Source organism: Aggregatibacter sp. HMT-949 (genome assembly GCF_041734645.1).
In the GTDB taxonomy this organism is placed as follows: Bacteria; Pseudomonadota; Gammaproteobacteria; order Enterobacterales; family Pasteurellaceae; genus Rodentibacter.
On the sequence record NZ_CP162010.1, the window covers coordinates 1,331,437 to 1,355,319 of the forward strand.

At 44.2% G+C, this 23,883-nt stretch carries 26 protein-coding genes and 1 riboswitch; of the genes, 19 read left to right on the forward strand and 7 right to left on the reverse strand.

Annotation, left to right across the window (positions count from 1 at the left end; genetic code table 11):
• Window position 1 precedes the first annotated feature (1 nt).
• From AB3F25_RS06165 to AB3F25_RS06185, 5 genes are read left to right on the forward strand one after another with little or no spacing between them, the layout of a single operon-like run.
• The gene (locus AB3F25_RS06165) at window positions 2–967 is read left to right on the forward strand and encodes an ABC transporter permease (RefSeq protein ID WP_373602994.1); all 966 of its coding nucleotides are present in this window, start codon (window positions 2–4) and stop codon (window positions 965–967) included.
• On the forward strand, window positions 957–1,844 hold the full coding sequence (locus tag AB3F25_RS06170; RefSeq protein WP_373602995.1) for an ABC transporter permease subunit: 888 nt from the start codon (window positions 957–959) through the stop codon (window positions 1,842–1,844). The genes AB3F25_RS06165 and AB3F25_RS06170 overlap by 11 nt, the downstream gene beginning before the upstream one ends.
• Before the next feature lie 12 nt (window positions 1,845–1,856).
• Window positions 1,857–2,912 carry an oligopeptide/dipeptide ABC transporter ATP-binding protein gene (locus AB3F25_RS06175; protein WP_373602996.1) on the forward strand — a complete coding sequence of 352 codons (1,056 nt, stop codon included), beginning with the start codon at window positions 1,857–1,859 and terminating at the stop codon, window positions 2,910–2,912.
• Window positions 2,913–2,915: 3 nt separating this feature from the next.
• Window positions 2,916–3,725 (forward strand): ATP-binding cassette domain-containing protein, encoded by an 810-nt coding sequence (locus tag AB3F25_RS06180; protein WP_373602997.1) that lies wholly within the window; start codon window positions 2,916–2,918, stop codon window positions 3,723–3,725.
• A 57-nt stretch (window positions 3,726–3,782) separates the two neighbouring features.
• The gene (locus tag AB3F25_RS06185) at window positions 3,783–4,715 is read left to right on the forward strand and encodes a bile acid:sodium symporter family protein (RefSeq protein ID WP_373602998.1); all 933 of its coding nucleotides are present in this window, start codon (window positions 3,783–3,785) and stop codon (window positions 4,713–4,715) included.
• Between the two features lie 232 nt (window positions 4,716–4,947).
• On the opposite strand, the gene AB3F25_RS06190 is transcribed toward AB3F25_RS06185, so the two are convergent.
• Both AB3F25_RS06190 and sppA read right to left on the reverse strand, forming a co-directional pair.
• Window positions 4,948–5,199, reverse strand: a complete 252-nt coding sequence (locus AB3F25_RS06190) for a hypothetical protein (RefSeq protein WP_373602999.1) — start codon at window positions 5,197–5,199, stop codon at window positions 4,948–4,950.
• On the reverse strand, window positions 5,172–7,037 hold the full coding sequence (gene sppA / locus AB3F25_RS06195) for a signal peptide peptidase SppA (protein ID WP_373603000.1): 1,866 nt from the start codon (window positions 7,035–7,037) through the stop codon (window positions 5,172–5,174). The genes AB3F25_RS06190 and sppA overlap by 28 nt, the downstream gene beginning before the upstream one ends.
• Window positions 7,038–7,149: 112 nt before the next feature.
• Between sppA and AB3F25_RS06200 the strand changes: the two genes are divergently transcribed.
• Entirely contained in the window at window positions 7,150–7,704 is a 555-nt protein-coding gene (locus AB3F25_RS06200; protein ID WP_373603001.1) for an NAD(P)H nitroreductase, read from the forward strand.
• A 55-nt stretch (window positions 7,705–7,759) separates the two neighbouring features.
• Here the strand turns inward: AB3F25_RS06200 and AB3F25_RS06205 are convergent, their stop codons facing one another.
• Window positions 7,760–7,903 (reverse strand): hypothetical protein, encoded by a 144-nt coding sequence (locus AB3F25_RS06205; protein ID WP_373603002.1) that lies wholly within the window; start codon window positions 7,901–7,903, stop codon window positions 7,760–7,762.
• Window positions 7,904–7,969: 66 nt separating this feature from the next.
• Window positions 7,970–8,704: a glutamine amidotransferase gene (locus tag AB3F25_RS06210; RefSeq protein ID WP_373603003.1), complete on the reverse strand. Its 735-nt coding sequence runs from the start codon at window positions 8,702–8,704 to the stop codon at window positions 7,970–7,972.
• Between the two features lie 106 nt (window positions 8,705–8,810).
• A riboswitch (PreQ1 riboswitch) is annotated at window positions 8,811–8,855 on the forward strand.
• A 1-nt stretch (window position 8,856) separates the two neighbouring features.
• On the opposite strand from AB3F25_RS06210, the gene queC reads away from it, so the two are divergent.
• Genes queC through AB3F25_RS06225 form a run of 3 tightly spaced genes read left to right on the forward strand, consistent with a single transcriptional unit; the run spans window position 8,857 to window position 10,593 of the window.
• Window positions 8,857–9,540 carry a 7-cyano-7-deazaguanine synthase QueC gene (gene queC / locus AB3F25_RS06215; RefSeq protein WP_373603004.1) on the forward strand — a complete coding sequence of 228 codons (684 nt, stop codon included), beginning with the start codon at window positions 8,857–8,859 and terminating at the stop codon, window positions 9,538–9,540.
• Entirely contained in the window at window positions 9,533–9,958 is a 426-nt protein-coding gene (gene queD, locus AB3F25_RS06220; protein WP_373603005.1) for a 6-carboxytetrahydropterin synthase QueD, read from the forward strand. Before queC ends, queD begins: the two co-directional genes overlap by 8 nt.
• Window positions 9,919–10,593: a 7-carboxy-7-deazaguanine synthase QueE gene (locus AB3F25_RS06225; protein WP_373603006.1), complete on the forward strand. Its 675-nt coding sequence runs from the start codon at window positions 9,919–9,921 to the stop codon at window positions 10,591–10,593. Before queD ends, AB3F25_RS06225 begins: the two co-directional genes overlap by 40 nt.
• A gap of 144 nt (window positions 10,594–10,737) precedes the next feature.
• Here AB3F25_RS06225 and pepT read toward each other — a convergent pair whose 3' ends face one another.
• Window positions 10,738–11,973: a peptidase T gene (gene pepT / locus AB3F25_RS06230; protein ID WP_373603007.1), complete on the reverse strand. Its 1,236-nt coding sequence runs from the start codon at window positions 11,971–11,973 to the stop codon at window positions 10,738–10,740.
• A 302-nt stretch (window positions 11,974–12,275) separates the two neighbouring features.
• Here pepT and potA point away from each other — a divergent pair, with 302 nt between their 5' ends.
• The 7 genes from potA (at window position 12,276) to AB3F25_RS06265 (ending at window position 18,690) form a co-directional block, all read left to right on the forward strand.
• Window positions 12,276–13,394, forward strand: coding sequence for a spermidine/putrescine ABC transporter ATP-binding protein PotA (gene potA / locus AB3F25_RS06235; RefSeq protein ID WP_373603008.1), 1,119 nt, complete (start codon window positions 12,276–12,278; stop codon window positions 13,392–13,394).
• Complete coding sequence (gene potB / locus AB3F25_RS06240) at window positions 13,378–14,238, forward strand: spermidine/putrescine ABC transporter permease PotB (RefSeq protein WP_373603009.1); 861 nt, start codon at window positions 13,378–13,380, stop codon at window positions 14,236–14,238. Before potA ends, potB begins: the two co-directional genes overlap by 17 nt.
• Window positions 14,238–15,011 (forward strand): spermidine/putrescine ABC transporter permease PotC, encoded by a 774-nt coding sequence (gene potC / locus AB3F25_RS06245; protein WP_373603010.1) that lies wholly within the window; start codon window positions 14,238–14,240, stop codon window positions 15,009–15,011. Before potB ends, potC begins: the two co-directional genes overlap by 1 nt.
• A gap of 128 nt (window positions 15,012–15,139) precedes the next feature.
• The gene (locus tag AB3F25_RS06250; protein WP_373603011.1) at window positions 15,140–16,222 is read left to right on the forward strand and encodes an extracellular solute-binding protein; all 1,083 of its coding nucleotides are present in this window, start codon (window positions 15,140–15,142) and stop codon (window positions 16,220–16,222) included.
• Between the two features lie 177 nt (window positions 16,223–16,399).
• Window positions 16,400–16,741: a hydrogenase maturation nickel metallochaperone HypA gene (gene hypA, locus AB3F25_RS06255; RefSeq protein ID WP_373603012.1), complete on the forward strand. Its 342-nt coding sequence runs from the start codon at window positions 16,400–16,402 to the stop codon at window positions 16,739–16,741.
• A gap of 56 nt (window positions 16,742–16,797) precedes the next feature.
• Window positions 16,798–17,496, forward strand: coding sequence for a 16S rRNA pseudouridine(516) synthase RsuA (rsuA, locus tag AB3F25_RS06260; RefSeq protein ID WP_373603013.1), 699 nt, complete (start codon window positions 16,798–16,800; stop codon window positions 17,494–17,496).
• Window positions 17,497–18,690 (forward strand): Bcr/CflA family multidrug efflux MFS transporter, encoded by a 1,194-nt coding sequence (locus AB3F25_RS06265; protein ID WP_373603014.1) that lies wholly within the window; start codon window positions 17,497–17,499, stop codon window positions 18,688–18,690.
• A 282-nt stretch (window positions 18,691–18,972) separates the two neighbouring features.
• Here AB3F25_RS06265 and nagK read toward each other — a convergent pair whose 3' ends face one another.
• Together nagK and AB3F25_RS06275 are read right to left on the reverse strand one after the other, a co-directional pair.
• Entirely contained in the window at window positions 18,973–19,887 is a 915-nt protein-coding gene (gene nagK, locus AB3F25_RS06270) for an N-acetylglucosamine kinase (protein ID WP_373603015.1), read from the reverse strand.
• A gap of 63 nt (window positions 19,888–19,950) precedes the next feature.
• Complete coding sequence (locus AB3F25_RS06275; RefSeq protein ID WP_373603016.1) at window positions 19,951–20,667, reverse strand: phosphatase PAP2 family protein; 717 nt, start codon at window positions 20,665–20,667, stop codon at window positions 19,951–19,953.
• A 68-nt stretch (window positions 20,668–20,735) separates the two neighbouring features.
• On the opposite strand from AB3F25_RS06275, the gene ribA reads away from it, so the two are divergent.
• From ribA to yedE, 3 genes are all read left to right on the forward strand, one after another.
• Window positions 20,736–21,392 carry a GTP cyclohydrolase II gene (gene ribA, locus AB3F25_RS06280; RefSeq protein ID WP_373603017.1) on the forward strand — a complete coding sequence of 219 codons (657 nt, stop codon included), beginning with the start codon at window positions 20,736–20,738 and terminating at the stop codon, window positions 21,390–21,392.
• Between the two features lie 304 nt (window positions 21,393–21,696).
• Window positions 21,697–22,449, forward strand: coding sequence for a Nif3-like dinuclear metal center hexameric protein (locus AB3F25_RS06285; protein ID WP_373603018.1), 753 nt, complete (start codon window positions 21,697–21,699; stop codon window positions 22,447–22,449).
• Between the two features lie 209 nt (window positions 22,450–22,658).
• A complete protein-coding gene (yedE, locus tag AB3F25_RS06290; RefSeq protein WP_373603019.1) occupies window positions 22,659–23,882 on the forward strand; it encodes a selenium metabolism membrane protein YedE/FdhT in 1,224 nt (407 codons plus the stop codon).
• The last annotated feature ends 1 nt before the right edge of the window (window position 23,883 follow it).

Here is a 23,883-nt window from a genome sequence, read left to right on the forward strand (position 1 = left end):
AATGTTGTGGTCCGCATTACGCCATCTGCTTTGGGCGGCCTTGTTATTGTTGATTTTAACGCTGCTTAGCTTCGCCATCTTAATGCGTGATCCACTCAATGCCGCCCTTGTTACAAATAATATTTACAGCAGTTATTTTCATTATCTCGGCGCCTTATTAGAGGGGGATTTAGGCATCACCTATAACGGCGGACAATCGCTAAAATCGCTAATTTTTACGGTGTTACCGCCGACTTTAGAACTTTGTTTTAGCGCACTTCTGCTTGCAGTAATTTTAAGTATTCCTTTGGGAATTTTAAGTGCGCTCAATAATCAAGGCATTTTTTCGAAAAGTCTGCAAGCCCTTTCCTATGTGGGGTTATCTATTCCTATTTTCTGGCTGGCGCCAATTTTGCTTTACGCGGCAGCAATTTATGGTTGGGAAATTTCCGCCAGCGGGCAATATAATTTGCTTTATGAAATCAAACCGATCAGCGGTTTTCCGGTGATTGACGTGTGGTTTACGGACGTGCCTTACCGCACTAAAATTGTGCAAAGCGTGTTGCAACATCTTGCATTACCAACCTTAGTCTTAGGTATTTTGCCGACTATGGAAATAATTCGCATCATTCAACAACGCGCGGAGATCATTCTGCAACAAAATTACACTAAAGTCGCCATTACGCGCGGCTGGTCGAAATGGACAATTTTGCAACGTTACGTCTTTCGCAATACGTTTCCGCTATTAATTCCGCAAATTACCCGCGTATTCACTTTAGTACTCACCCAATGTATGCTGGTGGAGACCGCATTGGGCTGGCCCGGCATCGGGCGCTGGCTTATCAATGCGGTGACCAATCAAGATTACAACAGTATTTCCGCCGGCGTAATTGTGTTGGGCATTTGCATTATTGTCATCGACTCTCTTGCCAAAACGCTTATGTTTATGCTTGATCCGTTTAATAAGAAAGGTTGGTATGCAAGATAAAGAACCTGATGAATTTCGTGAAAGCACGTCGCTCTATCAAATTTGGCTACAGTTTCGTAAAAACCGTGTTGCTCTATTCAGCTTTTACTTATTTTTCTTACTCATTTTAACCGCACTCTTTGCTCCGTTCATCGCGCCTTATAGCGATAGTATGGAATTTGTCGGACAAGAACTAATGCAACCGTCTTGGGGGGAAAAAGGAAAAATCGCCTTTTTCTTCGGCACCGATGATTTAGCCCGCGACGTGTTAAGCCGCCTGATTATGGGCGCACGCTATACCCTTGGTTCTTCGCTTATCGTCGTATTTTTAGTTGCAATTATCGGCGGAGCGTTAGGCATTGTGGCGGGAATGTCGGACGGTTTTAAAGCACGTTTTCTCGGACATATTTTCGATGCCTTCTTATCGCTGCCCATTTTATTAATCGCCATTATTATTTCCACGTTCATGGAACCAAGTTTGATGAACGCGATTATTTCCACCTTATTGGCGATTCTGCCCTATTTTATTCATGCGATTTATCGTGCGATACAACAGGAACTCAAAAAAGAATACGTGGTAATGTTAAAACTTGATGGCATCTCTGATAGAGAACTATTGAGCGGCACAATTTTACCCAACATTACAGTAACTTATATCCAAGAAATTTCACGCGCCTTTGTCATCGCTATTCTTGATATCAGCGCCTTAAGTTTTATTTCCCTCGGGGCGCAACGTCCGATGCCTGAATGGGGTGCGATGATTAAAGATTCCTTAGAACTGATTTATCTCGCGCCTTGGGCAGTATTGCTGCCGGGTTTTGCCATTATCCTCACCATTTTAGTGAGCATTATATTCACCAACGGGTTATGCAAAGCCATTAACCAATATTACGAATAACACAAACAAACTATGGCACTTCTAGACATCCGCAATCTCAATATCGAAATTAAAACGTCAAGCGGCCGCATTAAAATCGTAGATGGTGTAAATTTAACCCTCAACGAAGGCGAAATCTTGGGTCTTGTGGGCGAATCCGGCTCCGGTAAAAGTTTAATCGCCAAAGTCATCGGTAACGCCATCAAAGAAGACTGGATTATCACCGCCGATCGCTTTCGTTTTGATGATGTGGAATTACTCAAGCTCCCACCGGCGAAACGACGTAAATTAGTGGGCAAAGAAATTTCTATGATCTTCCAAGATCCACTTACCTGTTTAGACCCGAGCCGAAGAATCGGTAAACAATTAATACAAAGTATTCCAAATTGGACATTTCGCGGTAAATGGTGGCATTGGTTCGGCTGGAAAAAACGTCGCGCCATCGAACTGTTGCATCGGGTAGGAATAAAAGAACACAAAGATATTATGGCAAGCTACCCGAACGAACTTACTGAAGGCGAAGGCCAAAAAGTGATGATCGCCATTGCGGTGGCGAATCAACCACGTTTATTGATTGCTGACGAACCAACCAATACGTTGGAATCCATCACTGCGCGCCAAGTTTACCGCCTGCTTGCCAGCATGAACCAAAACCAAGGTACCAGCATTCTATTAGCAAGTAATGATATCCGCAGTATCTGCGAACTTTGCGACGGGATTTCAGTACTCTATTGTGGTCAAAACACGGAATCGGCGCCGACTCAAGCTTTATTAGACTCACCGCACCACCCTTATACTCAGGCATTAATTCATTCAGTACCGGATTTCACCCAAGCACTCGCCTTTAAAAGCAAACTAGGAGCGCTAGAAGGCACCGTACCAATTTTAGAACAAATGCCGGTGGGCTGCCGATTAGGCCCGCGTTGTCCGTTTGCGCAAAAACAATGCATTCAAAAACCGGCGCGTCAACGCATTAAACAACACGAATTTTCCTGCCATTTTCCGATTAACTTACGCGAAAGACGCACTAAAGAAAACGTTGCAACTTCACCGCTCACGCTATCCGCCGAGCCCAACAATAAGGAATAAAACATGCCGTTGTTACAAGTGATTGATCTCTGTAAAACCTTTGATGGCCCGGCGCGTTGGTTTGGTTCAAAAGCCTTCAATGCGGTGGAGAATGTGACTTTCAATCTGGAGCGTAAACAAACCCTGTCCATTATCGGTAAGAACGGTTCCGGCAAATCGACCTTAGTAAAAATGATCGCCGGAATGATTAAACCCACCTCCGGAGAAATAAAATTTAACGGCGAAACGCTGAATTTCGAAAACTCCCGTTACCGAACCCAGCATATTCGTATGGTATTCCAAGACGCAAATTCCGCATTCAATCCGCGTCAGAATATCGGCGAAGCACTGGATACGCCGCTTCGACTCACGACTGATTGGGACGAAGAAACGCGCAACCAAAAAATTTTTGAAACCCTCACCATGGTCGGACTTTATCCCGACTACACCAATCTAAAAATCAAAAATCTTTCCGTCAGCCAAAAACAACGGGTCGCTTTAGCTCGCGCATTCATTTTAGAGCCGGAAATCATTATTGTGGACGATGCGCTTGATTCGCTTGATTCCTCCGTACGCATACAACTACTCAATCTGACTTTAGATTTACAATCGCACCTCGGCGTATCTTATATTTACGTCGGGCAAGATCTCGGTTTGGTAAAACATATAGCGGATTACGTACTGGTAATGGACGAAGGCAAAATGATCGAATACGGCACGCCACGCGATCTCTTCAGTAATCCGCAAACCACCGTTACCAAGCGTCTAGTAGAAAGTCATTTTGGCGGCCTATTAGACAAACGCGCTTGGATGCGCGCCGATATCGACGATTGATTTGTCGGAAAAACCTCTTTAGAATCGGCAGCTCTTTTAAACCACATAGGAAAAACCATGCAAGCCTTGCTTAAATTTACACAATTCGTTAGCAAAACTTTTGCTTTATGGGCAATCGTTTTCGCTGTTCTCGCATTTTTATTTCCCGCGGAATTTAAAATTTTCGCACCTTACATCCCTTATTTACTAGGCCTTGTCATGTTTGGTATGGGAATCACCCTCACTTTCAATGATTTTGGCGAAGTAGCAAAACACCCCCAAGCGGTAATTATCGGTGTTGCCGGTCAATTCATTATCATGCCCGGCCTCGCTTTTATTCTCGCCAAAGCCTTTGATTTACCGCCTGATTTGGCTGTCGGAGTAATTTTGGTCGGTTCTTGCCCGGGCGGAACCTCATCAAATGTGATGACTTATTTGGCCAAAGGTAACACCGCATTATCCGTCGCCTGCACCACCATCTCAACGTTACTTTCCCCACTCTTAACCCCGGCGATTTTCTATCTGTTAGCCAGCCAATGGCTTGATATCGACGCTTCCGCCATGTTTATGTCCGTCTTGAAAATGGTGTTATTCCCGATTTTCTTGGGTTTAGTCGTGCGCGCCTTATTCAAAAAAACCATCGTGCAAGTCAGTCAAATCACCCCGCTGATATCCGTACTCTCCATCGTATTAATCTTGGCGGCTGTAGTAGCGGTAAGCAAAGATAAAATCGTAGAGTCCGGTTTACTAATCTTCAGCGTCGTCGTATTGCATAACTGCCTGGGTTATTTTGTCGGTTTCCTAGCAGCGAAATTATTCAGACTAAACACCGCCGACAGCAAAGCTATCGCTATTGAAGTGGGTATGCAGAACTCCGGCTTAGGCGCCGCCCTTGCCGCCGCACATTTCAATCCGATTGCTGCCGTACCGAGCGCCTTATTCAGCTTCTGGCACAACGTCTCCGGCCCAATTTTGGCGAATATTTTCGCCAATATGAAAAACCAAAAATAGCGCAAAATCGACCGCAACTTCAAACCTAAAGCCTCTTTTAAAAGAGGCTTTTCAATTCTTAGGTGCACCCTAATGCCTAAATGAGACTTCAATGCGGTACTTAAACGCAACTTCAATGCGGTGCTCAAATGTAACTTCAATGCGGTGCTCAAATGCGACTTCAATGCGGTGCTCAAATGCGACTTCAATGCGGTGCTCAAATGCGACTTCAATGCGGTGCTCAAATGTAACTTCAATGCGGTGTCAAATGCGACTTCAATGCGGTGCTAAAATGCAACTTCAATGCGGTGCTTAAATGCGACTTCAATGCGGTGCTCAAATGTAACTTCAATGCGGTGTCAAATGCGACTTCAATGCGGTGCTCAAATGCGACTTCAATGCGGTGCTCAAATGCGACTTCAATGCAGTACGCTGAAAAGGCAAAATAAAAAAGCGGACTTTCGCCCGCTTTCTCCGTTATCTCACCGTTCCGCAATTCAAACAATATAAATACTGTCCTTTCGGATCATTAAATTTATTCAACCGGTTTAATCCTTCTTTGATTTGTCGAATCGGCTTCGGTAAATCAAACCAGGTAGCGACCAACGATTGGCTGCTTTGCTTTAAATCACGATAAAGCTTGCCGATCAAACTTCCATCGTCTTCCGTCATCCACTCCACGCTGAAATTTTCAATCACCGTATCACGATAAACATTAATCAGTTCGCCGATCTTTTCAACGGCACGATCAAAATCGCCCAATTCGTCTGCCAGGTTGTGTTTAAAGGCATCGGTACCGCGCCACACTTGTCCTTGTGCAATTTTATCCACTGCTGCCTTCGACATTTGACGTCCGCGGCCGACGAGTGTCAAAAATTGATCGTAACCGTGTTCAATTTCAAGTTGATAAATATCCTGCATATTCTTTGAAAGCGGACTAAAAACGGACATTTCCGCCAAATCACCGGTACTTACACCATCGGCATTCACGCCGATTTTATTAATCGCATTTTCAAAAGTCGGTAGCATGGCAAAAATACCGATAGACCCCGTTATAGTGTTCGGATCGGCGATAATGTAATCGGCTGTCGCCGAAATCCAATAACCGCCCGAGGCAGCCATTGCGCCCATCGAGACAACCACCGGCTTGCCGGCTTTTTGTAAATTCGCTATTTCTTGGCGGATCAATTCCGAAGCAAAAGCGCTACCACCCGGCGAGTTCACGCGTAAAATAACGCCTTTCACTTTTTCGTCGTCATACGCTTTGCGCAACAAACGCACAATAGTGTCACCGCCCACGTCGCCGTCAAGGCTTTCGCCGTCGATAATCGCGCCTTCCACATTCACCACAGCGATTTTATTTTCCTCATCGGACGGCATAAGACGATCTTCAAAACCCGATAAATAGGTAGAAAAATCCACCATTTTCGCTTCGCCTTCGCTATTTTGACCGAACAGCGCGATTAGTTTTTGTTCTAAACCCAAATTCGTGACTAATTCCGTCACCCATTTACGTTGTAATGCGTATGCCGTAGCATCGCCCTTCAACGCTTTCAATTCAGTTAAATATTGTTTCGCGTCAGGTGCAAATTTATCTGTCGTTACATGGCGATTCACACTCACCGTTTGCAAATAACTTTGCCACATACCATTCAGCCATTGATTCGCGTTAGCCTTCGCTTCCGGCGACATATCGTTGCGTAAAAACGGTTCCACCGCCGACTTATAAGTTCCCACTCGGAAAATATGTGGCGTGACGGCGAGTTTGTCCAATAGGTCTTTATAGTATAAATTTTCTTGCGTCAAACCTTGAATCAAGACTTGCCCGTTCGGATTCAGATAAATTTGATCGGCAAAACTTGCTAAAAAATACTGCCCTTGGGAATAATTATCGGCAAAGGCAATAACCGGTTTTCCGGTAATTTTGAAATTTTCAATGGCTTTGCCGATATAATTCATTGCAGGCAAATCGCCACCGGAAAAATCATTAAGATCCAACACTAAGCCGCGAATACCGGCATCGTCTTTCGCCAAATTAATGGCATAAACTAAATCAAAAGTAGAAATCTTTAACGGCGAGTGCTCATTACCACTCAATTCTTTTAGCGCCTGTTGCCAATTCAACGCATCGTCGCGGTTATCCGCCAAATAACCATCTAAATTCAATAGCAACGCGCCTTTATCGGTAGATAAATTAACCGCTGTTTTTTTACCGCCGCCGGTTAGACCGACAAGCGTTACTAGCAATAAAACAAAAACTAAAAAGAATAAATTCATGACCAAATCACGAATAAAATTTAGGGTTTTCCAACCGTATCGGAGTACTTTAAATACTGGGTTCATAAGCTTTTTTGAAATGAAAAAAATTGCGCTTAGGGTAACACAAAGCGCCCATGAAAACTATGTTATAATCTGCCACGTTTTAATTTCACAAACTTATTCAACGAGGCAAGAAATGGATACTTTAACGCTTTTAACCACCCGTCGTTCCAATAAAAAACTCATTGCGCCGGCGCCGAATAAAGCGCAACTCGAACAAATTTTCCAAGCCGCATTACGTGCTCCGGATCATGGCAAACTCCAACCTTATCATTTTGTAGTCATAGAATATGAAGGATTGAACAAATTGGAGATGTTACTAAAGGATGCGGTGCTGGAGCTGAAGCTCGGCGAAGATAAATTAAAAAAAGCGGAGAATCTCGCCCATCGGGCGCCAATGGTGATAGCGGTTATCGCAAAAATCACTCCCGATGCGGATAAAGTACCAAAATGGGAACAATTAATTACTGCCGGCTGCGCTTCTTACGGCATTCAACTCGCCGCTAACGCGCAAGGTTTCGACAATGTTTGGCTTACCAATAAATGGGTAAAAGGCAGCGCATTACGTCGAGCTCTTGGCTGCCGCGAACAAGACGAAATAGTGGCGCTATTGATGATCGGGACGGCAGCAGAAAAAGCCGAACGCGAATGCCGTCAAAGCAATACAACAGCATTTGTCAGTTATTTATAACAAAATGAGCGGTTTATTATAAACCGCTCATTTTTCGTTTACCTCTGCCGGGAATTTATCGATTTACGCCCCACTGACGAGTATCTTTATCGAATTTCATGCCCGAATGAGAGCCTTCCGAACCGTTAAAATAGACATCTTTATTGGCGCACGCGGAAATAACCAACACGCTTGCCATGATTAATAGTAGTTTTTTCATACACTTTACCTTTGCCATAAATAAAAGCGGCGCGATTGTAGCACAATTTTTACAATGCCGCGGACTTTAGTTTTGCGTTGTTTGGCGATAAGCCTCAATCAATCGATCTAAAAATAACCATAATTTTTCGTTCATTTCGCGATAATCATAAAGCAAGATCTCGTCCGGATGCTGTACAAAATGGTGCTGTTGGCTTTGTTCAACTAAATTGGCTTGCGCCGCAATTAATTGTCGTACTACGTCTAGCGTCAATTCAGGATGGCACTGAAAGCCATAAACCAACGCCGAATATTTCACAATCTGGCGCGGACAACCGGCACTGGTCGCTAAAATCTGCGTGTTCGGCGTAAGCCCCGGCATATCGTTATGCCAATGACCAACCACTGTGCTTTCGCCAAAATGTGATAGCAAAGGGTCGTCCAATCCTTGCCGATTCAATCGAATCGGAAAATTGCCGATTTCCCTTTCCGGACTGTGTTCATACGCAGCCCCCAAGGCTTCACCGATAAGTTGCGCGCCCAAACAAGCACCCACCACTGCTTTACCGGCATCAATAGCCCGCTTGAGCACCGTTTGCTCCGCTTGACTATCAAAATACGGGCATTCGGTTTGCATGGTGCTTGGACTTTGCGGCCCGCCTAAAATCACTAAAAGATCCAAATTTTGGATCGCGTGTTCATCGGGTAATGGCTGATATTCGTACACTTTTGAAAAACTCACCTGATAACCGCGCGCCATTGCCCACTCCAAATATGCTCCCGGCGCTTCAAAGCTTTCGTGTTGAATAAAATGAACCTTCATCGTCTGTCTCTTGAAATAATGAATTTGCCGATTATTCTAACACGACATGACATCTTTCGAAAAATGCGTGACTTGCCAACCCCACGCTTTCTCACTACAATGCCAGCCTTTCGTAGTTCGCAAACCTCCTACACTAAAAAACTAGGTAAAATATGCATATTTCCAATCCAAACAGCGATCGCAAAGCGATTGTGATCTTTTCCGGCGGACAAGATTCCACCACCTGTTTAATTCAAGCCATCACCGAATACGGCGTAGAGAATGTTGAAGCCATCAGTTTTCAATACGGCCAACGTCACGCTATTGAACTGGAAAAAGCGAAATGGATCGCGCAAGACTTAGGCGTGCAACAAACACTGATTGATATGTCTGTAATCAAAGCGATCACGCACAACGCGCTGATGGACGAATCTGTCGAAATCAAGAAAAAAGGCGATGATATGCCGAATACCTTTGTCGATGGACGCAATGCGCTATTTTTGCTGTATGCTGCAATTTACGCCAAGGGGCAAGGCATTTCCGACATTATCACCGGCGTATGCGAAACAGATTTTAGTGGCTATCCTGATTGTCGAGACGTCTTCATCAAATCCATGAATGTCACCCTTAATCTCGCGATGGACTATCGATTCAATCTTAAAACCCCATTAATGTACCTTAACAAAGCGCAAACTTGGCAACTTGCCGATGAGCTCGGTGCGTTAGATTATATCCGTCGCCATACACACACTTGCTACGAAGGCGTAGAAGGCGGTTGCGGCAAATGCCCGAGTTGTATTTTACGTGATAAAGGCTTAGCTGAATATTTAGCCCAAAGGGATGGTGAAAATGTTTAAAATTTCCAAAGAATTCAGTTTTGACATGGCACATTTGTTGGACGGTCATGACGGCAAATGCCAGAACTTGCACGGCCACACTTATAAACTACAAGTGGAAATTGCGGATACATTACACCAATGCGGTGCTAAAAAAGCCATGGTAATTGATTTTGCCGATTTGAAAGCCGTAGTGAAAAAAGCGGTGCTAGAACCGTTGGATCACGCTTTTATTTACGATGAAAATAGCGAACGGGAAAGTAAAATCGCTTCACTTCTACAAGAATTAAACTCCAAAACATTCGGCGTTCCTTTTCGTACTACGGCGGAAGAAATGGCACGTTTTATTTTTAATCGTTTGAAATACGAAGAAAAACTCGCCGTTTCCTCCATTCGTTTATGGGAAACCCCAACCTCATTTTGCGAATATTCGGAGTAAATACGGTGGAAAAACTCTCCGACTCCGAACCCTACTTTCGCATCGTCGAAATTTTTGAAAGCCTGCAAGGGGAAGGCTTTAATACCGGTATGCCAAGCATTTTCGTGCGCTTCGGCAAATGCAATCTGGCCTGTACTTGGTGCGATACGGACTATAATCAATTCGAACGTTGGTCGGCATCAAAAATTTTAGCCAAAGTGCGCTCATTTTCGGCGAAAAACATTATCATCACCGGCGGTGAACCAACCATCGTACCGAAACTTGATTTTTTACTTGAGCAATTCAAGGCCGACGGCTATTTTTTAGCAATGGAAACCAACGGTTTAAAACCCGTTCCTAAGCAAATTGATTACATTGCCGCCAGTCCTAAACGGCTTTACGCTTATAAATACGAAGCGCGTTGTATTGAAGTCGCTGACGAAGTACGCATCGTAGCAGATGAAGATGTACTCCCGTTTTGCGAACGCATTGAACAAAAAATTCAAGCCGAACATTATTACCTTTCGCCTTGCGAAATCGACGGCAAAATGAATTTACTGGAAACAATTACTCAACTCGGACAACTCAACCAACGCCCAAATAAACCCAAATGGCAGCTGAGTTTACAAACGCATAAATTAATCGGCATAGCATAAACTTCAAGCGAAAAAAGAATTTCTCTATCGAAAATAGCACCGCATTGGAAGCAGTTCCAATGCGGTGCTATTTTGACATCCGAGCAATTCGGCACTCCTTTCGCGCCTTTGTCGCAATAATTTCGATAAAATTTACACTATTGATTATTTTTTGAGTTTTACCATTTCAACAATCACTTCTACCGCTTTTTCCATTCCTTCAAGCGAGATTAATTCATGCTTGCTGTGAAAATTGTAGCCACCGGTAAAAATGTTCGGACAAGCCAACCCGTTTGCCGATAAAAAAGCACCATCCGTGCCACCGCGGATGGCTTTGTGAATAACCTTCACACCGCATATTTCCATCGCTTTTTCAGCAATGGAAATTGCTTGCGGAACTTTTTTCACCGCCTCATACATATTTTTATAACTGTCTTGAACGACACATTCTATCGGTTGTTTCAAGCCTTTTTCCGCATTAAATTTTGCGGTCCAATCCTGCACGAATTGTTTACGGCGCACAAAAGATTCGGCGTTAAAATCACGAATTAAATAATGCAATTCGGCCTTTTCAACATCGCCAGCAAGGTGATTCAAGTGAAAAAAGCCCTCTCTGCCGCTCGTTTTTTCCGGCACATCTTGTTTAGAAAAACCTTGGTGGAAATCGCATGCCAACGCCAACGCATTCACCATTTTTCCTTTGGCGTAACCGGTATGAATGTTTCTACCGACAATATGAATTTTTGCCGTTGCGGCATTAAAGTTTTCATATTCCAACTCGCCCACTTCGCCGCCGTCAAATGTATAAGCCCAATCACACGGAAAATCCTCCAACGGAAAATATTGCATGCCGAGTCCGATTTCTTCGTCCGGCGTAAAAGCGACACGTAAATTACAATGTGGCAAACCGCCTTGTTGAAGCACTTCCAATGCGGTCATAATTTCGGCTATTCCCGCTTTGTTATCCGCGCCCAATAGCGTGTTGCCGTCGGTGACGATTAAAGTTTTACCGATTAATTGATGCATAAACGGGTAATATGCCGGACTGATAAACTCCTCGCCGCTCCCCAGCGCAATATCGCCGCCACGATAATTTTCAATGACTTCCGGCCGCACGTTTTTACCGCTACATTCCGGCGAAGTATCCAAATGAGCGATTAAGCCGATAGTATGAGAAAGTTCGGCACAATTTGCCGGCAAATAAGCAGTCACGACGGCGTGTTTGCTCACTTGCACGTTTTGTAAGCCCAATTCCGTCAATTCTTTTTGTAAATTTTGTGCCAATTTCATTTGTCCGACGGAACTCGGCGAATGTTTTGCGCTCGGTTTGGACTGCGTATCGAAAGAAACATAGTGCAAAAAGCGCGTTAATAAATTTTTTTTATAATCATTTGTTTCCATTTTGGTAACCTTTTATAAATTATCGTTTTTAGTTTAAAGATAATCCCCAATAGGATTCTTGATATATAGCAAACATTCGCTAATTAACTGAAAATTAAGGCATAAAAACAAAAAGTATGATGTCTTTTGAGGTATTTTTTAACGGGTAAGTTTTTTGCCTTTTTAAGGCATGAAATCCTTTTCATTATTGATATTTCACTATATCATAGCGTCTTCTTTTTAGTCGCGCCTGCTATCCGGCAGGTTCCTGTTTCTACTCAGTACCAAAATTATTGGTGAAATTAGGGAGAAAACCAAAGCTAGTGGAAAATCCGGTTCAAAACAAGCCGATTATCGAGCTTCGTTCAATCAAAAAATCTTACGGTTCCAACACCATTATTAGCGATTTCAATTTAACCATTAATAACGGTGAATTCGTCACCATTCTCGGTCCGTCCGGCTGCGGTAAAACGACAGTTTTACGCTTATTAGCCGGTTTGGAAGAATTGGATTCAGGCAATATTATTTTGGACGGTGAAGACATTACCAATGTTCCGGCTGAAAAACGCCACGTAAACACCGTATTCCAAAGTTACGCGCTGTTTCCGCACATGACTATTTTTGAAAACGTGGCATTCGGTTTGCGTATGCAAAAAGTGCCGGAAGCAGAAATTAAACCACGCGTACTGGAAGCCTTGCGTATGGTGCAACTGGAAGAAATGGCGGATCGTAAACCGACCCAACTTTCCGGCGGTCAGCAACAACGTATCGCTATCGCCCGCGCGGTGGTGAATAAACCGAAAGTATTATTACTTGATGAATCCTTGTCTGCGCTGGATTATAAATTGCGCAAACAAATGCAATATGAATTAAAGCAATTACAACGCCAATTAGGCATTACCTTTATTTTCGTGACCCACGACCAAGAAGAAGCAATCACCATGTCTGATCGTATTGTCTTATTGCGTAAAGGTAAAATTGCACAAGACGGCTCTCCGCGTGAGATTTATGAAGATCCGGCAAACTTGTTTGTGGCGCGTTTCATCGGCGAAATTAACGTTTTCGATGCCACTGTGATTGAGCGTAAATCAGAAAATGTGGTACTCGCTAACGTAGAAGGTCGTATTTGCGACATTTATACGGACATTCCGGTGGAAAAAGATCAGCAACTTCAAGTATTGCTTCGCCCGGAAGATATTGTGATTGAAGAACTGGACGAGCATGAGCATTCCAAAGCCATCATCGGTCATATTATCGACCGTACTTACAAAGGCATGACATTGGAATCCACCGTGGAATTTGAGCATAACGGCAAACGCGTATTGGTTAGTGAATTCTTTAACGAAGACGACCCACATATGGATCACAGTGTCGGTCAACGCGTGGGTATTACATGGCACGAAGGTTGGGAGGTTGTACTCAACGATGAAGATAATCAATAATAAATTCCAAAAAATTACTGTTGCGATTATCTTCGGTTGGCTAATCTTCTTCGTGCTGATCCCAAACTTATTGGTGTTGGTCGTAAGCTTTTTAACCCGAGATGGTAGTGACTTTTATAGCTTGCCATTTAATTTTGATAACTACATCAATCTGTTTAATCCGCTTTATGCGCAGGTGGTGTGGAATTCATTATATATGTCGGGCATCGCCACCATTATTTGCTTAGTGATAGGCTATCCGTTCGCCTTTATGGTCAGCAAAATTCATCCGAAATATCGACCGCTCTTATTGTTCCTTGTGGTATTGCCATTCTGGACAAACTCACTTATTCGAATTTACGGCATGAAAGTATTCCTCGGCGTGAAAGGTGTGTTGAATACTATGCTGATGGACATGGGCATTCTGAGTGAACCGATTCGAATTCTGAACACCGAAGTGGCGGTCATTATCGGTTTGGTGTATTTGCTTCTGCCGTTCATGATTCTGCCACTCTACTCCGCTATCGAAAAACTTGACGGACGCTTATTGGAAGCGGCAAAAGACTTAGGCGCTAATGCATTTCAACGTTTCTTCCGCGTAATTCTGCCTCTCACCATGCCGGGCATCGTTGCCGGTTGCCTGTTGGTATTATTGCCGGCAATGGGCATGTTCTATGTCGCTGACTTGCTTGGTGGTGCGAAAGTCTTACTTGTGGGTAACGTGATTAAGAGTGAATTCTTAATTTCCCGCAACTGGCCGTTCGGTTCGGCAATCAGTATCGGTTTAACCATCTTAATGGCATTGTTAATTTTCGTGTACTACCGCGCGAATAAACTATTGAATAAGAAAGTGGAGTTGGAGTAATGAGCCGTTTACTACGCAATATCTTTATGTTTGTGGTATACGCTTATTTGTATATCCCGATTATTATTTTAGTGACGAATTCTTTCAATGAAGACCGCTACGGTTTAAGTTGGAAAGGTTTCAGTTGGAACTGGTACGAGCGTTTATTTAATAACGACACCCTAATCCAAGCAGCGATTCACTCTGTCACCATCGCCTTCTTTGCGGCAACTTTAGCGACTATTGTCGGCGGTTTAACCGCAATTGCTTTATATCGCTATCGCTTCCGCGGTAAACAGGCGGTGAGCGGCATGTTGTTTATCGTGATGATGTCGCCGGATATCGTTATGGCGGTATCCTTACTCGCGTTGTTTATGGTTGTGGGGATTTCTTTAGGTTTCTGGTCCTTATTGTTGGCACACGTGACCTTCTGTTTGCCTTATGTAACGGTAACTATTTTCTCCCGCTTAAATGGCTTTGATGCCAGAATGTTGGAAGCGGCGAAAGATTTGGGAGCAAGCGAAATCACCATTTTACGCAAAATTATCCTACCGCTTGCCTTGCCGGCGGTGGTTTCCGGCTGGTTGTTAAGTTTCACCATTTCGTTGGACGACGTTGTAGTATCCTCTTTCGTCAGCGGTGTCAGCTATGAAATTCTGCCGTTGCGCATTTTCTCCTTGGTAAAAACCGGGGTCACGCCGGAGGTGAACGCCCTTGCCACCATCATGATTGTGCTGTCATTATTACTCGTTGTTGCAAGCCAATTTATCGGTAAGAAACACAAAGACATCTAGTCATAATAATGCTTCACAAATAATCTAATAGCACATACAATACGCCTTGACGCACAATCAAGGCGTTTTTTTATACCTGCATTTTACGCAGGTGTTTTTTTACCCTCTTTTACGGAGAACAAACAAAAATGAAAAAATTTGCAGGTCTGCTTACTGCCGGTTTAATTGCCGCAACATTAACCGCTTGTAACGACAAAGAGAACAAGTCTGAAAGGACTAACGCACCGGCGGCTGCTAATGATACTGTATATTTATATACTTGGACCGAGTACGTTCCGGACGGTTTATTAGACGAATTCACTAAGGAAACCGGCATCAAAGTAATCGTTTCCAGCCTTGAGTCCAATGAAACCATGTATGCAAAAATCAAAACCCAAGGCGCCGCCGGCGGTTATGACGTCATTGCCCCTTCTAACTACTTCGTTTCCAAAATGGCGCGCGAAGGCATGTTAAAAGAACTGGATCACAGCAAATTACCTGTTATTAAAGAATTAGACCCTGATTGGCTCGACAAACCTTACGACAAAGGCAACAAATATTCCCTTCCGCAATTATTAGGCGCGCCGGGCATTGCCTTTAACACCAATAGCTACAAAGGCGCCGATTTCACCTCTTGGGGCGATTTATGGAAACCGGAATTTGCCAATAAAGTACAATTATTAGACGACGCGCGCGAAGTATTCAACATTGCTTTATTGAAAATCGGTCAAGATCCGAATACACAAGATCCGGCAATTATCAAACAGGCTTACGAAGAATTATTGAAATTGCGTCCGAACGTGCTTTCTTTCAATTCCGACAACCCGGCAAACGCCTTCATTTCAGGTGAAGTGGAAGTAGGTCAATTGTGGAACGGTTCCGTGCGTATTGCGAAAAAAGAGAAAGCTCCGTTAGATATGGTGTTCCCGAAAGAAGGCCCGGTACTTTGGGTGGATACCTTAGCCATTCCGGTAACCTCTAAAAACCCGGACGGCGCGCACAAACTGATTAACTATATGTTAGGTGCGAAAGCGGCCGAAAAATTAACCCTTGCCATCGGTTATCCAACCGCCAACCTGGAAGCGAAAAAAGTATTGCCGAAAGAAATCACCGAAGATCCGGCAATTTACCCTACCGCTGAAGTGTTAAAAAACAGCCATTGGCAAGATGATGTGGGCGATGCCATTCAATATTACGAACAATATTATCAAGAACTGAAAGCGGCGAAATAAATCGTTCTCTCAAAAAAGAGTGCGCTATACTAAAACAGCACCGCATTGGAAGCAGTTCCGATGCGGTGCTGTTATTTAAGCTCAGTTTTTTGCAGCGTATCAAGCAATCTTCTCAATATATTTGCCACGCACCCAAACATTTTCCTAAAATAAGCGCTCAATAAATTCGGAGGATTTATGCACGAACTTTCCCTTTGCCAAAATATATTGGAAATCGTAGAACAGCAATGTAAAACCCATCATATAAAAAAAGTCACCGAACTTTGGTTGGAAATTGGTGCACTTTCGTGCGTGGAACCGGATGCATTGAAATTTTGCTTCGACATTAGCTGCCAAGGCACACCGGCCGAAGGTTGCACGCTTCACCTTATCGAAATTCCTGCCCTCGCTTGGTGCTGGCAATGCGAAAAACAAGTAGAAATTCAAGCGCACCACGACATCTGCCCTCAATGCGGTAGTCCTCATTTACAGCGACAAAACGGTACTGAATTGAGAATAAAAGAAATGGCATTCGAATAACCATTCCGTTCATATTTCCTCGTAACAAAACATCCGGAATTCATCACAGAGACCCTATGCGACTAGACAAATTTATCGCCGAAAACACCGGCCTAACCCGTTCCCAAGCCACTAAAGCCATTCGCCAAGGCATAGTCAAAATTAACGGAGAAATTGAAAAAAGCGGTGCGCGCCAAGTTTCATCGAAAGACCAAATTTATTTTGAAGAGGAATTACTCGGCTGGCTTGACGAAGGACTATATTTTATGCTGAATAAACCACAAGGCTACGTATGTTCCAACGATGACGGCGACTACCCGAATATTTATCAATTTTTCGACTATCCGCTCACCGGCAAATTACACAGCGCGGGGCGCTTGGATGTCGATACCACCGGACTCGTGCTATTAACCGATGACGGGCAGTGGTCGCACCGCATCACCTCGCCGAAACATCATTGCGAAAAAACCTATCTCGTCACACTCGCCGATCCCGTGGAAACGCATTATGCGCAAGCTTGCACCGAAGGCATTTTATTGCGCGGCGAAAAAACGCCAACCAAACCGGCGAAACTCGAAATTCTTGATGATTACAACGTTAATCTCACCCTTTCCGAAGGGCGTTATCACCAAGTAAAACGCATGTTTGCCGCACTCGGTAATAAAGTCATCGGTCTTCATCGTTGGAAAATCGGCGACGTAGTATTAGACGAATCCTTGCAAGAAGGCGAATTTCGTCCGTTAACGCCCGAAGAAATTGAAAATTTGGTGAAATAAATGAACAAAAAAATCAAACCTGATTTTATTTTTATTGCCACTCTCGGTATTTTATCCATGTTGCCACCCTTCGGCGTAGATATGTATCTGCCGTCATTTTTAGCTATCGCCGAAGATCTCAACATCAGTCCGGAACAGGTACAACATACGCTTACCGCATTTTCTTACGGCATGGCGTTCGGTCAATTATTCTGGGGACCGTTCGGCGATAGCTTCGGACGTAAACCGATTATTTTGCTCGGCGTTATTATCAGTGCAATTACCGCCTTAATCCTGACGGAAATCAATACTATCGGCAATTTCACCACCCTTCGCTTTGTACAAGGCTTTTTCGGTGCTGCGCCGGTCGTACTTTCCGGTGCGTTATTACGCGATTTATTTAGCAAAAACGAACTCTCTAAAGTCATGTCCACTATCACGCTGGTCTTTATGATAGCACCGCTCATCGCACCGGTAATCGGTGGGTACATCGTGAAATATGCCCACTGGCATGCAATTTTCTATGTCATGTCATTTATGGGCGTATTATCGGCGCTATTGGTCTTTTTCATCATTCCCGAAACCCATAAAAAAGAAAACCGCATTCCGCTACGCCTCAATATCATCGCACGGAACTTCATGGCTTTATGGAAACAAAAAGAAGTGCTGGGTTATATGTTCGCCGCCTCTTTCGGCTTTGGCGGATTGTTCGCCTTTTTGACGGCCGGCTCTATCGTATATATCGGTATTTACGGTATTGCGGTGGATGAATTCGGTTATTTCTTTATGCTCAATATCGCGATTATGACTTTCGCCTCCTTCCTAAACGGACGTTTTGTATTAAAATTTGGCGCAGAAACTATGCTACGTATCGGTATTACCATTCAATTTCTAGCCGGAATGTGGCTGGTTTTGAGCGCACTTTTTAATCTAGGCTTTTGGTCGATAGCGCTCGGTGTGGCATTTTTCGTTGGACAAAACCCGTTGATTTCTTCAAACGCCATGGCATCAATTTTAGAAAAATTTCCGAATATGGCGGGCACTGCAAATTCCCTGGTAGGTAGTGTACGTTTCGCTATCGGCGCATTAATGGGCACATTGGTCGCGATGATGAAAATGGACAGCGCCGCACCAATGCTTTACACCATGGGCGCTTGCGTAGTAATTTCCGCATTCTCCTATTATTTTTTGGCTTGTCGAAATTTAACCAAATAGCGTGCGGAACGAAATTACCGAACAAACGCACAAACGAAAATTACCCTCACAAAATAGCACCGCATTGGAATCGCTCTCAATGCGGTGCTATTTACATACAAACTTATATTTCACTCGCCAATCATTTTGTGCATTTGCTACACATTCCTCGAAATCAAAAGTTTTACTCAAAAAATCCTTTCGCGTTCGGTAAAAAACAAAAGCGCCAACCGGCACCGCATTGAAATGACCTTCGCTTTTAGCACCGCATTGGCATCGCTTTTGTTTTCAATGTAAACAAAATCATTTGCCTAAGAATAGCGCCGCTGCACCGCGTACGCCACCGGAATCGCCGTGTTTGGCTTTTTTTATCGGCGGCACTCTGGCAGTACGCATTAAATGCGGCGGAAGCGCTTTCGGTAAGGCTTCGTAAAGATAATCGAAATTCGATAAACCGCCGCCGAGCACAATCATATGCGGGTCAAATGCGGTGATGATATTGCCGATTGAAATGGCCGCAAGTTCCACAAAAAGTGTCACAAAATCCAACGCACTTTCTTTGCCGCGATAGAACGCATCAATAATTTCGCGAGCTGAAAGCGCCTCGCCTTTTAAATCGCGATACAGCATTTCAAAGCCGCGACCGGAAAGATAAGTATCCAAACAAGCCGTGTTGCCGCAACCGCACGGATAAATCGGCGCCTTATCCCAGCCGAGTAATTTCAATGCGTGATAATTGAGCTGCAAATGTCCCAATTCGCCTGCCATGCCCACTTGACCGGAATGCACTTTGCCGTTAATCACGAAACCGCCACCGAAGCCTGTACCGAGAATTAAACCGAGCACGCTCGGGTACTGTTGATTTTCCTCGTCCCACGCTTCAGACAAGGCGAAACAGTTCGCGTCATTTTCCGCTCGTACTTCGCACCCCAAGCGTTCGGACAGATCACGTAAAATCGGTTTATTATCGGCCACGCGAATATTCGTGATTTCCGCCAAACCGGTCTGCTGATTAACAAAACCCGGTACGCCCATCCCCACGCTGCCGCGTTCACCGAAACGTGCATCGGCGCGCTTAACCAGCTCCACAATAGTATCAAGCCATTCATCGTAATCCGTTTTCGGTGTCGCCACGCGTTCGGAATATAATTTTTCTAATTTTTCGTTGAACGCGGCGAGTTCAATTTTAGTGCCGCCGATGTCTAGACCGTAGTACATAGCCTCTCCTTAAAAAACGCGGTTAAAATTGACGAGAATTCTAACCGCACGTTTTATTAAAATTTATGACAAAGATCGTTTTTTCAGTAAAAAGCCGAAAATAATTACATTCACTAACCAAGCCGTAATTATCGCCACCAATAAATCGATCGGATAATGCATACCGAGGCGTAGGCGACTGATTAGCATCAATAAACTCCACGCCAATATCGCACCGATCAACAATTTCGCCGCTCTGCTACGATTACCCGTCAATTGAGTAAAACCAACTGCCAACATTAACCAGGTTGCCGCAAAAAGAGTATGACCGGACGGAAACGAATAGCCGGTTTCGTTTTCATAATGATGAATTAACCAAGCGGGCGTATCCGTTTGGGAATAAAAGTCTTTAGCAATTAATGCCCGTTGAGCGCGATCATTTTGATAAAAACTTTCTGTGCTGCTATTGTTTTGCTCTGCCAAATACGTAACAAACGGACGCGGTTCTTGAAACACCGCTTTCAAGCCGGTTTTCAAGGCTTGTGTGGCCGCCACCGAAAGCGCCATCACTGATACGGCGAAAAGCCATTGTTTACGGCTACGAAATAAGAAGCGAAAAATAAGCGCAAACAACGCACAAGTAATAAGCGCATAAGGCGCACTGCCTGTTTCGGTGAGCAAATACAACCAATAATCGGCTTCATTTAATTGGCCGTTGCCATGCCACCGATAGGAAAATCCCCAAACAAAAAACGGTACAAGACAAAGTAATAACATATATAATGACAGCCTTTTAAACATAAGCGCTCCTTAAGAATAAAAATAAAGTGCGCATTTTAACAGAATCGAAAACGAAGAAGGACAACTTTATGGCAAAAATTCGACGGGTCGCGCAAGCCAACCTGCCCACTGAATACGGCATTTTTAAACTAGTGGGCTTTGAATTGCCGGATAGTAAAAAAGAACACGTCGCGTTGGTAATGGGCGATATTTCGAACGAAGAAGAACCGGTTTTAGCTCGTATCCACTCCGAATGCTTAACCGGCGACGCGTTACACAGCTTAAAGTGCGACTGCGGTTTTCAACTTGCCACGGCGCTACGCCAAATTCAAGAAGAAGGACGCGGCGTGTTGATTTATCACCGGGAAGAAGGTCGCGGCATCGGCTTGATTAATAAAATTCGTGCCTATGCTTTGCAAGATCAAGGTATGGATACCATCGAGGCCAACCTCGCCCTTGGATTTAAAGCGGACGAACGGAATTTTGCGGTGTGCGCCGATATGTTCGAATTGCTCGGTGTGAAAAAAGTGCGTCTAATGACAAATAATCCGCAAAAAGTGGACACCATGAAACAAGCCGGTATCAATGTGGTGGAGCGCGTCCCGCTCAATGTGGGCGAAAATCGCTACAACACCAAATACCTCGACACCAAAGCAAAAAAAATGGGACATTACATCGTACATAACAAGCAAGAGTACTTAATGGAATGCCCACACTGTCAAGAAGAAGTGATGAATCAGAAATAACTAAAGCCGCACAACATATCCACCGCCTTAAAAGGCGGTTTTTTTCATTTAAATCGTCGACTAAATAAATGTATTTTTGTGATCAAAATCAAGCTTTACAAAAATTTCTTATTTATTTTTATAAATTTGTAAATTTCTCTTGTTCATTATATATATTTATATATAATGAATCTCGTTTTAGATACTAGATAGTAATGAAACTTGGCTAGTGCACTTCCCCCAACTTTTCGCACTAGCCATTTTTTTTGAAATGTCGCAGGAAATTTCGTAACATAGCCCACCTTTTTCTCATTTCCGACAGAGCATGAACAATCTCGAACTCGAACATATTCTCAAGTGCAAACTCAATTCTAACGGCATTAACGATTACGCACCAAACGGCTTGCAAGTAGAAGGCAAAGCAGAGATTCAAAAAATCGTTACCGGCGTAACGGCAAGCCAAGCGCTGATTGATTACGCCGCGGCACAAGGTGCCGATGCGGTGCTGGTACACCACGGCTATTTTTGGAAAAACGAAAATCCGTGCATTCGCGGTATGAAGGGAAAGCGGATTAAAACCTTACTGCTAAACGATATTAATTTATACGCTTATCATTTGCCGTTAGACGTGCATCCCGAACTGGGCAATAACGCGCAACTTGCTGCATTGCTCGGCATTGAAAATCTCCAACCGCTCGAAAGCGGCGCGGTGAGTATTCCCGTTTGGGGCGAACTGCGCGAACCGTTAAGCGGAGTTGCGTTTGAGCACCGTATTGAACGCGCATTAAATCGCAAACCGCTGGCTTGTCTTAACGGGCCGCAATTAATCCGCAAAATCGGCCTTTGCAGCGGGGGCGGTCAAGGCTATATCGATCTGGCTGCAGCACAAGGTTGTGACGCATTTATTACCGGCGAAGTATCGGAACAAACAGTTCATTCCGCACGCGAGCAAAACATTCATTTCTTCGCCGCCGGCCACCACGCCACCGAACGTTACGGCATTCAAGCCTTGGGCGAATGGCTAGCCAAAGAATACGGTTTGGTGGTGGAATTTAAGGATATTGATAATCCGGCCTAATATCTCAACAAGTAAACCACGCGGTTACCTCTTTATGTTAACGGTGAACCGCACCTCTATTCTTTAAAAGCAATCCATGCTATCATGTCGCCCGACAATCCATTTGTCTTATGTCGCAAGTTTTGTGTATAGGAAAATGATGAATCCCTCTTTTTTCACATTATTTATACCTTTCTTGCAAATTTTCTATTCAATCTTTAAGGTTTTCTATGAAAGAGATTTTGCAACAATTCAAACAAAATTATCTGATTAAATATTGGAACCCTGTCGTAGCAGTAATCGCAGCGGGGGTAATTTCCGCCTATTATTTCGGCGTAACCGGCACTTATTGGGCGGTAACGGGGGAATTTACCCGTTGGGGCGGACACGCCTTGCAAGCGCTTGGCGTGGATGTATCCGATTGGAGCTATTACAAAATAATCGGTATGCAAGGTACCATTTTCACCCGTATTGATGGCGTGATGATTCTTGGTATGTTCGCCGGCTGTATTTCCGCTGCATTGTGGGCAAACAACGTCAAATGGCGTAACCAGCCGCATAAACGCCGTATCGCTCAAGCCTTAATTGGCGGTGCTCTGGCCGGTTTCGGTGCACGCTTGGCAATGGGGTGTAACCTCGCCTCACTGTTTACCGGAATTCCGCAATTTTCCGTGCATGCCTGGTTTTTTACCATCGCTACCGCAATTGGTTCTTATGTAGGTGTGAAATTTACGCTTCTTCCTATGTTCCGCGTAAAACTGGAACTAAAAAAAGGGGCAGCGAAATTACAGGAAAGCGACCCGAAAAAAGCCCAACGCCGTTTTTGGTTTGGCATAGCGGTGTTTTTCATCTATCTCATCGCGTCCCTTTATGTGATGACCCAATCCGTCAAACTCGGCTTTGCCATGCTGTGTGGTTTAGCTTTCGGCTTGCTAATCGAACGGGCACAAATCTGCTTCACTTCAGCCTTCCGTGATCTTTGGGTAACCGGCCGCGCTTATATGGCGAAAGCAATTATTTTCGGCATTATCGTGGGCACCATCGGCGTATTTAGTTACATTCAACTCGGCGTATCACCGAAAATCATGTGGGCAGGTCCAAATGCCATTATCGGCGGCTTATTGTTCGGCTTCGGTATCGTGCTGGCGGGGGGCTGCGAAACCGGCTGGATGTATCGTTCAATGGAAGGTCAAGTACATTTCATGTGGGTCGGCGTAGGCAATGTGGTTGGTTCCACTTATTTGGCATACGCTTGGGATGATTTGGCACCGTTACTGGCGCTTGATTACGAAAAGCTCAACTTACTGAAAGAATTCGGCCCGGTCGGCGGGTTATTGGTGAACTACGGTTTATTAATTCTCTGCTTAGTCGCCGTGATTTGGTGGGAAAAACGCTTCCTTACTAAAGCAAAACTCGCGAGCGCTCAAACGCCAATGAATGGCTGCGGCGCGTAAT